This window comes from Methanosphaera sp. DEW79 (genome assembly GCF_003266085.1).
Classification (GTDB): domain Archaea; phylum Methanobacteriota; class Methanobacteria; order Methanobacteriales; family Methanobacteriaceae; genus Methanosphaera; species Methanosphaera stadtmanae.
The window spans coordinates 1-14,823 of record NZ_MUZW01000005.1 but is presented as its reverse complement, the minus strand read 5'-3'; the positions used below and the strand labels follow the sequence as shown (position 1 = coordinate 14,823).

Here is a 14,823-nt window from a genome sequence, read left to right as displayed (position 1 = left end):
AAGTAATGTTTTGAGAATTTTTCTAATAATTACAACTTTAATATCTTTTGGAGTGGCATTTAAAATAATAGGTATGTCATTTAATTATTTAGGAGTAATTATTCCTGTAGTAATTATATATCTACTACGACAACATCTATTGAAAGATAATAAAGAAATAGTTTATTAACTAATTTTTACTTTTTTTAAATATGAATTAAAACTAGTTTTTAAAAAAGAAGATTATTAAGAAGTTATCTTAATCTTCTTATTGTTTACATGTATGGATTTGGTGTTCCAGGCATGTCTCCACCTACAGGAGTCATTGGTTTTGTTGATACCACATCATCAATACGTAGTATTTCACCTGCTATTTCTGTAGCTGATTCTACTATTGCTTTTTTGGAATTTTGTGAATCAAGGATTTTATCTGCTTTCATATCAGATACATCTCTTTTTATTACATTTACTCCCATATTTGTGGATTCATTTTGTTTTGCTAAAAGTTTTGTTAAGACATCTATTGTGTCCATTCCAGCATTTTTAGCTAAAGCTACTGGTAATTGTTCTAATGCATCAGCATATGCTTTAATTACTAATTGTTCTTTATCAGTGAATTTATTTGCATATTTTCTTAAGGCTTTGGATGCTGCAATATCTGCTGCTCCTCCTCCAGGAAGTGCTTTATCATCTTGTCTTGTTTTTATTACTGCTCCTATTGCATCGTTGATTGCTTGTTCTAGTTGATCAGTAATGTGTTTTGTACTTCCTCTGATTATGATGTTTAAAACTCCAGCATATTTACAGTCTTCTATGAATATGTATTCTCTGTCTTCAAATACTTCTCTTTCATATACATGACCTGCTTCTCCAAGATCATCACTTGTAAGTTCTTTAATATCATTTACTATGTTTGCACCTGTTGCTTTGGATAATCTTTCAAGATCTCCTGCTTTTACTCTTTTTGCTGTTAGTATTCCAGCTTTTGTAAGGTAGTGTTGACATAGGTCACTGATTTTTTTGTTGTTGAAGAGTACTGTTACTCCTGCATCTACAAGTTTTTGTACTTCATCTTGAAGCATTTGTGCTTCTTTATCTAAGTATGCTTGGTATTCACCTGGTGTGGTGAGTTTTATTTTAGCATCATTTTGTAGTTCTCTTGCATCCATTGGATATTGTAGAAGTGCTATTTTAGCATCTTTAACATCTTTTGGCATTTCTGATTCTAAAACATTTTTATCTACAGTTACACATTCTGAGATTTCTGTGTCTTCTGTACCTTCTCCATGGATTTTTCTGATTTTGATCATGTCTTGATCTATTTGGCCATCTTCTTCAACATTTAGTAATGCTTCAACTAATTCTTTTGCCATTTTATCAAGGTTTGTAAAAGATCCTTTTCCAGACATGGATGTTCTTGCAACGTTTATTAGTTCTTCTTCTTGAGCAGGAATTGCTATTTCATCTAATACTTCAAGGGTTTTGTTTTTTGATTCTTCAAATCCTTTTACTATTGTGGATGTTGGTATTCCTTGTTCAATTAGTTTTTCTGCTTCTTTTAATATTTCTCCAACTAACACTACTGCTGTTGTTGTTCCATCACCATATTCTTCTTCTTGCATTTTTGCAAGGTCTACAATCATTTTTGCTGCAGGATGATCTGGTTCTGTTTCTTTAAGTACTGTGTAACCATCGTTGGTTATTTTCACATCACCAATAGAGTTAATTAACATTTTGTCCATTCCTCTTGGACCTAATGTTGTTTTAAGTACGTTGGATAATAGTTTTGCAGCCATTATATTGTTTTTAGTTGCTTGACTACCACTTGTTCGTGTAGAACCATCAGCTAGAACTATTAATGGTTGTTGGTTATTTTGTACCATATTAATTATCCTCCAATTTTTAGATATTATTAATTTTTTTAAATTCTTTTTTTTATTATAGACTGATTAAATGAATTTCTTTTTTAATGAATAATATGCTAAAACCGTGTTTTTTTAATTTAGACTGATATAAAAATTTGATAATTAATAAACATTATTTTTATGAAAATAATCTTTTAAAATATTTTTCCAACTGTATATTATTATATTTATTATATATAATAAACTTATTGTTAATAAGGGTGTTTGAAGTTATATAAATACTTTACTATTTTTCAAAATATTTTTACAAAAATAATGGATTAAAAACACAAAAACACGACATTAAATATATATTTACTAAAAAATAAAAAAATAAAAAAAGTATAATCAAAAAATAACATATTATAGAATAAATTTTCTTAAATAATTCCCTATTCTACTGTATACTCATTTATATCTAAGCAATTACTTTTTAAATTATTAGAAGTTCTATAAAAATTAATACAATAGCTACTTGTATCTTTCTTAATTCATTCAAACTAATCTTTTTTATTAAAGCTTTCTTTTGCTTCATATACAATATTCATTATTGATTTATCTAAATCATACTCATCGTTTATTGCTATTGGAATGTTATCACAATAAACTACTTCTAAACCTTTATTTAATGCATCTTTAGTTGCCACATCTACTGCTGCTGCCTTTAGTTCTGTAAGCATACAGTCAATGTTATCAATATTTTCTTCAATATCCCTTTGAAGAAGAGGTCTGTTGGACAAGTGAGATGAAATAGCCACTACATTACAATTAAAGTTTTCTTCCAAATAGTCCTTTAATAGATGTTGTACTGATTCTGGTGCAGTTGTTGCAAATAAAATATTTTTATTAGATATATCATCTACAGGATGTGGCCTAAATATTGTTGGAACAATATCTGCATTTGGATTAATTTCATGTATCTTAATTAATAAATCATCTAATTTTTCCCTAGAACAGATTTGTTCATCACACATTGTTATTATAATAAGATCTGCTAATTTAATTCTATATGGACCAAAATATTCTGTTAATGTTTCCATTGGCTGATGGCCACCAACAAGAACTATTTGTTTATCAGCCTTTACTGGAGGTATTGCAGAACCACTACCCTCTAGTGCTACAAGATTCACATCCAAATCATTGGTCATCATTGCTCCTTCAACCATGTTTGTCTCATATACCATACCTGCCATTCCACCAGCACATCTTCTACAACCTACTGTTAAAACTCTACTCATTAAAGCATCCTCCCAGTGATCTGATGCTGCATGAAAGCCCTTATCAGATTTTTCCATAAGATATTTGGGAGTTAAATGTATTTTATCACCACGTACTATTTCAGGTATTTGAGGTCCACCTCTTCCCATTGCAACAACACATGGAACAAAATCACTATCCTTGTTAATAAGACGAGCAGTATATGCAGAAACTGCAGTTTTTCCAATTCTTTTACCTGTACCTATAATTTTATATGATGGATTATTAAGTACATCTTCCTCTTCTAATGCTTTAAATTCAAAATCAGATCCCTTATACATACAACCATTAAGTAGTGCAATTGTTGCTATATTAAATCTTATTGAATAGTTTACAACAGGTTCATCAGATAAATCAACAACCATTCCCACATCATATTCTTTTATAGATTCTTCTATTAAGTCATATGGAACTTTACTATGATCTTGACCAAATAATACAGGTTTATTAAACATTTCTGAAATTATATCCACATTTGTATCCCTTAGTTTTTCAGTTCCACCTATAAATAAGAGTAATTTAACGTCATAACCCTTACTTTCTATTTTATCAACAGCCGATTTTGTTACTGGAAAATAATGTTCTCCATCAACTAAACACAATACACTCTTAGAATTTTTTGATTTCAATAAAATACCCTCCACATGAATTCTTTTGAATATTCATAATATGAAAAAATCTTTTTTTATAAAGTATATAATAATTTTTATTTACATTATTATTTAAAAGACTACCTACTAATACATATTTACACTTGCAATTTATGTCTGGAATAAAATAAAAGTATTACCTAAAAACTAAAACATTCACTTCCCCTATCAAACATACACCCCCCAAAACAAGCTACTATAACAGATATTCATAGAAGTAATCCAAAAAGAGATATTGAAAATAAAATAGAGGTAGTAATTATATAAGTAAAAAGTAGTTTGAAAAATAAAAAAATATATATTATTGTATTTAAATATATTATATTATACTATTTCATGATGAAAAAACTTAACATAACAATTAAGTTAAAGGACATTATCAAAAAAAAGTTCGAACTTAAAAAGAAGATAATGAAATAATTTTTTTTAAATTCACATTAAGAGGAGGGAAAATCATGGCAAAAGTTAAAGGAACCAACAGAAGAACCAGACCAAAATCTGGATACAAAAAACAAGGAAATAAAAAAGGAAGAGGAGTTAGAGAAAAAAGATACCACGGATAGAGTGAAATCTTTACTCTTTATTTCTTTTTAAATACAAATACTATTTTTTTATATATGAATTAAATTATCTAAATTTACCCAATGACATATTTTATCTCGAGACCATCCTGTTGCAACATTAGGTATTTTAATATTATCCTGAAAATCACCCTTATAACCATAACGCATACTATTTAATCCAACAAGAATTAACAATGACTTAGCACGAGTATATGCAACAAAGTATCGTCTAATAAGATCATTAAAAGCATTGTCCAAACCCTTATTTTCATTAGAAAGTGATAACTTAGAATAATCACCAAGATATTTCTCAATACTATGTGTTTTACCACCATTTTTTGGAAATCTTTTAAAGGCAGATGATGCATCATTTTTATAAATATCACATCCAACATCAACAATAACAATATCAAATTCCAAACCCTTTGCCTGATGAATAGACATGATATTTATATTTTCATCAATACTAACATCAAACATGTCATCATCCACATTAACAGCACCTGATGCAATAGGTACAAGTATGTGCCAGAATATTTGATTAGCAGAGAGTCTACCTTCATCACTTATTGCATTGTTAGTCTGATTTATAGTTTCCATAATTATATCATGATAAATACTATTTTCACTAGATTCCTTAATTAAATCACTACATTCTACTTCTATATCATCTAATAAATCAGATAAGACTATATCATCCTCATATAATGGTACTTCTTTTTCTTTACAAGATAAATAATTTTCCACCTTTTTTCTCCAATCTTTTAGTATTTTCTTTGTATGAGGTGGTATGTTATCTAAATTATTTTCAATAGTAGCATCAGAATCAATAGAAACAAGTATTAAACCACAAATTAATGAAACAATGTCTGTGGCCTCTATATTTTGACCCCTAGGATTAAATACTGCAATATCCTCACTTCTTCCAGTTATAGATTCTCTTACATAGAATGGTAACCTATGTCTATTATATGCACTTATTTCCTTTGGAGAATTTGTAAGAATTGCTATTGAAGGATTATCTTTTTGTTTTAAATCATATATTTTACTACCAACTCTTCGGGAAGTATCTTTTCCAATTTTTAAATCATAGATCAGATTGGACAGATCAGTTGTTAATTCTTCAATGTTGTTTCTAAACATGCCCATTACAGGTAAACCATTAGGTGAATTAGAATCTGGTTCTATTAATGGCTTATTTATACTACGAGATGATTCATACTTCTTATCTAAATGTATGAATTCATTAACAAAGTTAATGATATTAACAGTTGACCTGTAATTTTTCTTTAAAAAAATGCTCTTAGGTGTAATACCCATATAATCATTTATTCTTTTTAAATACTCTGTGAAAAGATCAATTGTTGCTCCTCTAAAACGATACAATGACTGATCATCATCACCTACTACAGTGATGTTACCATTATTTTCCAAGACATATCTTGCCATTTTAAAGTAGATTTGTTCTTGTAGATAATTAGTATCCTGGTACTCATCAATTAGAAGTACTTTAAAATGATTCAATCTAGAAACTTTACAATCACATAACATATCATACAACCTAGTTTCAAGCATAGGATAATCAAGTATTCCCCTTTCTTTAAGAGTCATGTTATATGCATCAATAATATCAAATAATATGTATTCATTATTAGAATTTTCTTTTAATTTATCATAATCAACAATATCATAATAAATACGTTCTCTAATAGATCTTATTTGATTGTTCATCTCAGTAGTATTTACACCACCGACACTGTTTTTAAGTTTTTTAAGAAATTGTTTTAATTTCTTATTAGAATTCTTATTATCTAAAAGTAATGTTTGCATCATAAGAGCTGATGATGTGAAATTATCTATAACTTCAATAGATTCACCATCACAGACAATATCCTCAGCAATACTATCCAAGGTACCAATAACCATTCTATTAAAATCATAATTAAGATCATAATCCAATGCTTCAGAAATCATTTTAGCCCAAAGAATAGTTCTATTTTTTAATTCTCTTGCAGCCTTCTTTGTAAAGGTAGTTACTATAACATCATCAAAGCTAATATCATCAACAAAGTAGTATTTTAATATCTTTAAAACAAGTACTGTTGTTTTTCCACTACCTGGTCCTGCAACAATGTACTGACTCTCATCAACTGGTGCCATAATTGCTTCTTTTTGACTACTATTAGTCATACTTCTATTTAGTATTGTTTCAACCAATTCAATGTATTTTTCTTGTGATATCATAATATAACTCCTAAAGAATATCTGAAGAATTAATAGGAATTTAATCTTAATTCTTCATCAAATTCCTTAAATTGATTTGCTAAACCTCTAAAGTAAGGTATAAATACACTGTGTATTATTAGTCTATTTGGATTAATTCCTTCTTCTTCTAAATGTTTCTTCATAATATTTACATTTTCACGTATTTCCTTATGTTTAGGTGTATCTGGATATTCTCCAATGAATACTCCATCGGCACCATGTGTTAGGGCATATAAGACATGCCTATATTTTACACGATTTATAAATGGTACATTAATAATTCTTACAGAACTTGGACAGGACACCCTATTAATTCCCATGTTATTTGCAGAAACATTACCAATATCATCGAGAAATGCTATGATAATACGTTCATCATCTTTTTTATTCTTTAATATTCCCCTAATACTAGCTTCTAATTTATCATCACTTTGTCCTTGAATACTTATTGCCTCCTGAGGACATGTGATTATACAATCTCCACAACCAGTACATGATATTGCATCAACATGTATTGAATTTCTATTTAATGTTATTGCCTGATATACACAGTTTTCAACACAACTTCCACATAGAACACATTTTTTAACATTTATAGATGCAATAAATGGTTCAACTTCAAGTCCACCATTTACTAGTTCTGATATTTTAGTTGCTGCAGCATTTGCCTGAATAATACTATCTGTTATATCTTTTGGTCCCTGTGCTGTACCACAAACAAATATTCCTTCAATATCAGTTGTTACTGGTTTCATTTTTGGATGTTTTTCTTTAATAAAGTTATCCTCTGTTAAAGCCACATTTAATGTTTTTGCAACTTCAATTGTACCTTTAGATGATTCTAAAGCTGCAGATAATACTATTAAATCTGTAGGAATTTCTTCTCTAATTCCTGTTAAAGTATCCTCTATCCTTACAATCATATGATCATCTTCACGTGCAATCTCTCCTGGTCTTCCACGTATCAATTCAATACCATTATCTTGTCCATATTTATAATATTTTTCATAGACACCAGGAGTTCTTATATCAGTATAACAGATTATAACTTCTGTATCAGGATAATGTGTTCTTATTAGATTTGCACTCTTTAGTGCTACCATACAACAGACCTTTGAACAGTATTTATGACCTCCAGGTAGTTGGTCTCTTGAACCTACACATTGTATCATTACAACACGACGTGGAACTTTACCTGTTGAAGGAACAAGAAGTTTTCCATGTGTTGGACCATTTACTCCCATTACTCTTGCCAGTTCCATTTGACTTAATACATCCTCATACAACTCATGACCATATTCTGGTCTTTTACTTGTATCAAATCTTTGATGTCCAGTTGCAATTACAACAGAACCTACTGTTAATGAAATAATATCATCTATAGCATCAAGATCTATTGCATTTGTAGGACAGACATTTGTACATATCCCACATTTAATACAGTGTTCATCATCTAATGTGTATGTACTTGGAACTGCCTGTGGAAATGGTTTATATATTGCTTTTCTATTTATTAATCCTTCATTCCATTCATCAGGAACTACTGTTGGACAGGCACTTGTACATCTCCCACAACTAGTACATTTCTGTGTATCAACATAGACTGGTTTTTTTCTAAGTATTACATCAAAGTTTCCTGCTCTTCTTTCTGAACGTTCAAGTTTTGTATTGGTTAATAATCTTATATTTTTATTATGAACCATTTCATCTATAACAGGATTTAAAAGACATGCAGCACAGTCTTCTGTGAGTTTTTCTGGTGAAAATACTTTACCTACCTGTACCATTGCGCCTCCTACTGCTGGTCTCTTTTCAATGAGTGTTACTTTCATTCCCTGTTTTGCAAGTGATACTGCTGTTGTTATCCCAGAAATTCCTGCTCCTATAACAAGTACACTGTTTTTTACTTGTGTTGGAATTTTTTCAAGTGGTTCATCATATTTTACTGATTCTATTGCAGAGTTTATTAGAGATAATGCCTTATTTGTTGCTTCTTCATGATTTTTAGTAACCCATGAACATTGTTCCCTTACATTTGGCATTTCAAATAAGTATGGATTTAATGGTTTTATATAGTTTTGAAATGTTTCTCCATGAGTTACTCTTGAACATGCAGCAATCACTACACGATCTAGATTTTCTCTAAGAATCTGATCCTTAATTATCTTCCTTCCTTCTAGTGAACATAGATTTTCATGATGTTTAATTGATACTACTTCATTGTTTTTAATGAGTTGTTTTTCTATTTTATCTAATTTCAGTACATCAGATATGTTTCCACCACAATGACATAGAAATACTCCTATTTTATGTTGATTAGTCATGTAATGAATCCTCCCCACTATCATATTCTATACCTAGTTTATCAAGAATTGGTTCTACATTTGTTGTGTGTGTCTGTATTCCTACTGTTTTATATGGATGTGCTCCCATATATAGTGCTATTAGTTGTGCAATATTCAATATTACCATGTGTTTTTTATGTCCTGTGTGTTGTTGTATTACTCTTTCATATCTATCAAATTGAAGATGACAATTTGGGCACATAACAAGTAACACATCAACATCCTCCTTATATAGACTTTCAAATTTATCTGTTGATGCTTCTAATGATAATTCTCTATTTGCATATCTTTGTCTGAATCCACAGCCACATGTTAATCTTTTATGATCATACCATCCTATTGTTGGTACATCCATTGCTTCACATATTTTATCCATGAGTTGTGGATTTCTTACTCCACAGAGTGTATCATCATAATGTACTTTACAGTAATGACATCCATGGTGTGTTGCTATTTTTAGTCCTGAAATATCTACTTTTTTATGTTTTTTTAGTTGGTCTTTAAAGTGATATAATAGATCTGCAACATGTGTTATGTCATCTGTTGGATTGATTGAATCTTTTTTGTATTGTAGATTTTCAAGACCATTTTCACAAAAGGCATTATTTATCTTTTCTCTAACATCATCTTTTTGATTTAATGTTTTTGCGGCATTTTTTAAGATTGCATAGCATGTTGCACACATTGGTACGTAGTGTTTGTGTTTGTTTTCTATTGCATGACTGAAGTTTCTTGCTGCTAGTGCTGTTGTTGATAATTCATCAAATATATCATAGTAATGTCCTAGTCCTGTACAACATGATTGATTACGATCTATTACATATTCTATTCCTAGTTTATCAAAGATATATTTTGTTGATGCTTCAATTCCAGGATATTCTGCAGATACAAGACAGCTTCTAAATAGTGTTATGTCCTTTATTGGTATGTTTTTTGTATTTGTTTGTTCCATACTTTCTTCCCCCACTATTTCTTGTCCCTTACATCTTTTATTTTCTTAACTCTGTTTTTAAATCCTATTGCTTCTAATGTTTTATCTACTTCTTTTTCTGCTTCTGGAAGTAAAAACATACTTTCTAAATTTAGTGTTTTACGTACATCTTCAAGTTGTTGTTGTAATCTATCCCAATGTGGTCCATAATCCTTAGATAATTGTTTATGATATTCTTTTGGTATTACTCCTAATCCTGTATCAAGGAAACTGTCTGCAAAGCTCATAAATGATTCTATTTCTTTTTTTCCTGTGTCTTTATCTATTGCCATTTGTCTTAGTATTTGATTTACTTCACATACACTGTTTCCTACTGGACATACACTATGACAGTTGTAGCAGTAGAAACAGTTCCATATATATTTGTCTTCAAGTAATGTTTTATCATCATCAAGAACTCGTTTTATTACTACTCTTGGATCATATTCTGAGTGTCTTGCTGCTGGACATGATGATGCACACATTCCACATTGTACACATCTAAGTAGTCCTAAATCAGGGGATGCCTTTATATCCTTTAATACTTTATAGGCCAAATCATCCTTTTTTGATTGACCCATTTCTCTCCTTTTAACATTCAATGAAATTCACCTATTATTAAATTACTATTTTTTTATACTTCTTTATACTTGATATATGTTTATAATACTTAAAATTTTTTAATAAATAATATGATATTGTTATTACATTACCGCTACAATAACAATGTTATAAAATATTATTAAAAAAAATAAAGAGAATTATTTATCCTCTAATGTAATATCAAGATTTGCCAATTCATCCCTAATTTTATCAGCTAAATCCCAATCCTTTTTAGAACGAAGATCTTCTCTAATTTCAGTGATAATATTTAATAAATCTCCTGATACATCAGAAACCATATCATCCTCAACTATTATATCAAATCCAAGTATAGATTCAATATCCTTAAATGTTTCAACTATATTATTTAGAGTATTTCTTGATACTTCATTACTACTAATTGCCTTATTTATCTTATGGGTAAAATCAAATAAATTAGATAAAGCAATAGGTGTGTTGAAATCATTGTTCATTGCATTGAAGAATTCTTCCTTAAATAATTCTAAGTCCTCATCAAGTACTTTTCCTTCAGGTAAATTATCTTCAGTTAATTTATCTATGATGATTTTACCAGTATTTTGAATTCTTTTAAGACTATTTTCAGCTTGTTTTAATGTATCTTCACTAAAATCAATAGGGCTTCTATAATGAGTAGATAATACAAAGAACCTGTAAACTTCGGGAGTAACTATTTCTAACAATTCTTTAATAGTAATGAAGTTTCCCAAGGATTTACTCATTTTTTCACCAGACACATTTAAAAATCCAGTGTGCATCCAGTATTCTACTAATGGTTCCTTACCAGAGGATGCTTCCATTTGAGCTATTTCTGCATCATGATGAGGGAATATTAAATCTAATCCTCCTCCATGTATATCATATTGAGGACCAAAGTATGCTTCTGTTATTGCAGTATCTTCAATATGCCATCCTGGTCTTCCATTACCCCATGGAGATTCCCAGTAAGGTTGTTCATCCTGTTTTTTCCATAATGCAAAGTCTTTTGGATCTTTTTTAGTAGAATCTATTTGTATTCTTGTATTTTGTAAATCATCAAGATTTCTGTTGGATAATTTACCAAAATCTTCAAATTTAGATACATCGAAGTAAACTCCAGTTTCTGTATCATATGCATATCCTTTATCAATTAAATCTTGGATTTGATTAATAATTTCATTCATATGTTCTGTTGCTCTTGCATAGAAGTTTACATTAGATACATTTAATGTTTCCATGTCTTTAAGGTATTCTTTTTCAAATCTATGAGATAATTCTAGTGGATCTTCATTATTTTCCTTTGCTCTTTTTATAATTTTATCATCAATATCTGTAATATTTTGTAAATAAAATACTGAATATCCTTCATGTTTAAGATATCTTACTATTACATCAAATGAGATATATGTTCTTGCATGACCAATATGTGAGTAATCATACACTGTAGGTCCACATACAAATAATTTAATTTTATTGTTAGTTACTTTCAACTCTTCTTTTTGACGAGTCATTGTACTGTATACTTTAATCATGATATAAAATACTCCTAAAATAATTTAGAAAATTATAATAATAATACATATATCTATAATTAAAACTATAAAATTTTATTTAAAATTAGAATTTATAATAAAAGCCAAGGTTGGGATTTGAACCCAAGTATTATGGTCTGCAGCCACACACCTAGCCACTCGGTAACCTTGGCAAAAACAAAAATAATTATTAACTTTTAGTAAGCATTATTATATATTTACAAAGTAATATATAAAGATTGTGGTTAGTCCCCTGTAAACACAAGTTAATTGAAGACCAAAAGAATGCCTATAAAGATTCCTATAAAAAAAGAAAAAATAAAACATAAAAACAAGTTGTTTTTATAAGTCTCTGCATGCTAACTCAATGTCGGATGCTTTAACAGTTTTTCTACCTGCATGTTTTGCAAGTTTTACTGCATCTTCTGCGATGGATGTACCGAATGTTTCGAGTACTTCTGCTAATTCTTCTTTAGCATCATCACTTATTCTGCTAGCACCTGCATTTTTTAATAATCTGCCTACAGGAGCAATTGGTAACTCAGCCATATTTTCACCTCCAATATATATTATATTACAATATAGTAGTATTTAAATATATGGTAATATTTAGCCTTTAATATGACAGATATTAAAGTAATACCCTTAGATATAATAAAATACTATAAAAAAATAATAAAATCAGAAAATAAAACTTAAATTAAGACTGAAAAATTAAAATAAGATTTTTAAAAAAAATAAAATAAAATATGATTCATGAATCCTTATTTATATTAAATAAAAATAATTTACTAAAAAATGAAATTAAAAAATAAAATAGGATAATTAAAGAAAATAATTAATAATAATTCCTTAATTTCATATCATATTCTACTTATTCTATATAACCTATAAATTCCATTAGAAAATAGGATCTTTAACTCTTCCAATTCTAAATGAGTTTAGAATAACAAGAAGCGTTAATCCCATATCTCCAATACCTACTGCCATCATCAAAGTAATTAAACCAAGTATAGCTAGTATTACAAATAGAAATTTAACTGATATTGCTGTTATAATATTTTGTTTAATAATACTCATTGTTTTAGTACTTAAACTAAATAAGTAAGGTAACTTTGTTAAATCATCCTGCATAAGTGCTACATCTGCAGTTTCTATTGCAACATCAGATCCTGCAGCACCCATTGCAATTCCAACATTAGATCTTGCAAGTGCTGGTGCATCATTTATTCCATCTCCCACCATTGCAACATCACCAAATTTATTCCGTATAGTATCAACTATATTCAATTTATCTTCAGGTAATAGGTCTGAGTAGATATAAGTTACACCTATTTTATCTGATACAGCATGGGCTGCAATTTTATTATCTCCAGTTAACATTACTGTTTTTACACCAGCATTATTTAAGTTTCTGATTACTTCTTCAGATTCATCTCTAATTTTATCCATTACAGTGATTATACCTATGACTTTTTCTTCATTTCCTATAAAGACAACAGTTTTTCCATCACTAGCATAGTTAATTACTGTTTCTCTTGATACTATAAATTCACTATTCTCTATAAGTGATTCATTTGCTGCATAGTATTGTTTGTTATTAATGTATCCTACAATACCTTTTCCTGGAATATTTTTAAAGTTTTTAACTTCTTTAATTTGAAGATTATTGTCTTTAGCATGATTTACTATTGCTGTTGCTATAGGATGTGTAGATTTTTTTTCAAGAGAAGATGCTATTTCTATTAAATCATCTTTTGTATATTTATCATCTAAAACATCAATATCCATAATTTCAAGTTTTCCTTCGGTTAAAGTACCTGTTTTATCAAATATTACTGCTTTAATATTACGCATTTCTTCAACATAGCTACTTCCCTTAATTAACACTCCTTGTCTTGTTGCAGAGGTTATTGAAGAGACCATTCCAATTGGTGTTGATATTAAAAATGCACATGGACATGATATTACCATAAGGGATAATGCCCTGTATATCCAATCTACAATGTTTTCTCCAAAGAATAATGGCGGAATTATTGCTACACATATGGTTATTATAATTATTGCTGGAGTATAGTATTTTGCTATTTTTTCAACATATGTTTCTGTGTGTGATCTATTTAGTTGTGATTGTTTTACCAGTGTTACAATCTTAGATATTACACTATCTTTTGATGCTTTTGTAACTTCTATTTCAAGATATCCATCTTGATTTACTGTTCCTGCAAATACTTTATCTTTAATTGTTTTTGTTACTGGTATGCTCTCTCCAGTAATTGATGATTGGTTGATTGTAGATACTCCTTCTATTACCTTACCATCTAATGGTACTTTATCCCCTGGTTTTACTATTACAATTTCTCCTACTTTAACCTCATCAATAGATACTGTTTCTACAGTGTTTCCTACTTTCAGACGTGCCTTTTCAGGTGCTATTTCTACCAATGATTTAATTGAATGTTGTGCTCTTTGTTCTGAATAATCTTCTAAGAATTCTGCTATAAAGTATAAAAATGTTACAGCAGCACCTTCTTCAGGATGACCTATTAAAAATGATGCTACTGCTGCAATACACATCAATACTGCTGGAGTTATTGTATGTCTTGTAAACACTGCTTTTTTTGCCATTTTTGCAATATCATATCCTGCTATTATTGCACCTATTGCAAATATTACTGTTGCAAGAGTTCCCCCAAATACTGAGAAGTATTCAAGTAAGTGTCCTAGTGCAAATAGTATTCCACTACTTACTATAATT

General features: G+C 29.2%; 9 protein-coding genes and 1 tRNA gene. All 10 read right to left on the bottom strand.

Going from position 1 to position 14,823, the window contains the following annotated elements:
* Nucleotides 1-254: 254 nt before the first annotated feature.
* Complete coding sequence (gene thsA / locus BZ132_RS00715) at nt 255-1,862, bottom strand: thermosome subunit alpha (RefSeq protein WP_011405747.1); 1,608 nt, start codon at nt 1,860-1,862, stop codon at nt 255-257.
* A gap of 521 nt (nt 1,863-2,383) precedes the next feature.
* Complete coding sequence (locus BZ132_RS00710; RefSeq protein WP_286940114.1) at nt 2,384-3,769, bottom strand: 2,3-diphosphoglycerate synthetase; 1,386 nt, start codon at nt 3,767-3,769, stop codon at nt 2,384-2,386.
* A gap of 632 nt (nt 3,770-4,401) precedes the next feature.
* Nucleotides 4,402-6,597: a DEAD/DEAH box helicase gene (locus tag BZ132_RS00705; protein WP_286940113.1), complete on the bottom strand. Its 2,196-nt coding sequence runs from the start codon at nt 6,595-6,597 to the stop codon at nt 4,402-4,404.
* A 29-nt stretch (nt 6,598-6,626) separates the two neighbouring features.
* Nucleotides 6,627-8,942 (bottom strand): FAD-dependent oxidoreductase, encoded by a 2,316-nt coding sequence (locus BZ132_RS00700; protein WP_011405744.1) that lies wholly within the window; start codon nt 8,940-8,942, stop codon nt 6,627-6,629.
* Nucleotides 8,935-9,915, bottom strand: coding sequence for a ferredoxin:CoB-CoM heterodisulfide reductase subunit HdrB (hdrB, locus tag BZ132_RS00695; protein WP_286940110.1), 981 nt, complete (start codon nt 9,913-9,915; stop codon nt 8,935-8,937). Before hdrB ends, BZ132_RS00700 begins: the two co-directional genes overlap by 8 nt.
* 14 nt (nt 9,916-9,929) lie before the next feature.
* Nucleotides 9,930-10,535: a ferredoxin:CoB-CoM heterodisulfide reductase subunit HdrC gene (gene hdrC, locus BZ132_RS00690; RefSeq protein ID WP_286940108.1), complete on the bottom strand. Its 606-nt coding sequence runs from the start codon at nt 10,533-10,535 to the stop codon at nt 9,930-9,932.
* Nucleotides 10,536-10,694: 159 nt separating this feature from the next.
* The gene (gene cysS / locus BZ132_RS00685; RefSeq protein WP_011405741.1) at nt 10,695-12,065 is read right to left on the bottom strand and encodes a cysteine--tRNA ligase; all 1,371 of its coding nucleotides are present in this window, start codon (nt 12,063-12,065) and stop codon (nt 10,695-10,697) included.
* A gap of 102 nt (nt 12,066-12,167) precedes the next feature.
* Nucleotides 12,168-12,238, bottom strand: a tRNA-Cys gene (locus tag BZ132_RS00680).
* 169 nt (nt 12,239-12,407) lie between these two features.
* Complete coding sequence (locus BZ132_RS00675; protein ID WP_011405740.1) at nt 12,408-12,614, bottom strand: histone family protein; 207 nt, start codon at nt 12,612-12,614, stop codon at nt 12,408-12,410.
* Nucleotides 12,615-12,965: 351 nt separating this feature from the next.
* Nucleotides 12,966-14,823: cation-translocating P-type ATPase (locus tag BZ132_RS00670; protein ID WP_286940106.1), on the bottom strand; the 1,858-nt coding region annotated here is incomplete at its 5' end.

Bases quoted from the DNA above. Each gene is read 5' to 3' on its own strand.
- thsA (WP_011405747.1), bottom strand. From the start codon at position 1,862: ATGGTACAAAATAACCAACAACCATTAATAGTTCTAGCTGATGGTTCT.
- BZ132_RS00705 (WP_286940113.1), bottom strand. From the start codon at position 6,597: ATGATATCACAAGAAAAATACATTGAATTGGTTGAAACAATACTAAAT.
- BZ132_RS00700 (WP_011405744.1), bottom strand. From the start codon at position 8,942: ATGACTAATCAACATAAAATAGGAGTATTTCTATGTCATTGTGGTGGA.
- hdrB (WP_286940110.1), bottom strand. From the start codon at position 9,915: ATGGAACAAACAAATACAAAAAACATACCAATAAAGGACATAACACTA.
- cysS (WP_011405741.1), bottom strand. From the start codon at position 12,065: ATGATTAAAGTATACAGTACAATGACTCGTCAAAAAGAAGAGTTGAAA.
- BZ132_RS00675 (WP_011405740.1), bottom strand. From the start codon at position 12,614: ATGGCTGAGTTACCAATTGCTCCTGTAGGCAGATTATTAAAAAATGCA.